The 338-nt window shown below is 51.2% G+C and carries 1 protein-coding gene; it reads left to right on the top strand.

Annotated features, from left to right (window positions below):
* On the top strand, positions 1-338 hold a 338-nt coding region (locus AB4375_RS21635), incomplete at both ends, for a transposase (RefSeq protein ID WP_372052515.1).

Consider the following 338-nt stretch of genomic DNA (forward strand, 5'->3'; position numbering starts at 1 on the left):
CGCCAGTGCGAGAAAACAGGCGACAGCAGCCGAATCGTTCAGAAGCCATCCCCTCAGAGCCTCATCCCTAAAAGCTTCGCCACAGAAAGTTTGCTGACCAACATCATTCTTGGAAAATACCAATACGCGATGCCACTTTATCGTCAAGAATCGCTGTTTACCCAGTCGGGTATCGAGCTATCACGCACCACCATGGCAAGGTGGGTTATCCAAGTCAGTGAGAAGTTCGCCCCGCTGTATGCGGCCTTGAAGGAGAACCTGCTTCAACAAGTGGTGGTTCAGGCGGATGAAACGCCGCTCAATGTGCTCAAAGAAGAGAAGCAGTGTTATATGTGGCT

This window comes from Vibrio sp. 10N.261.51.C6 (genome assembly GCF_041471785.1).
GTDB classification, from domain to species: domain Bacteria; phylum Pseudomonadota; class Gammaproteobacteria; order Enterobacterales; family Vibrionaceae; genus Vibrio; species Vibrio crassostreae_C.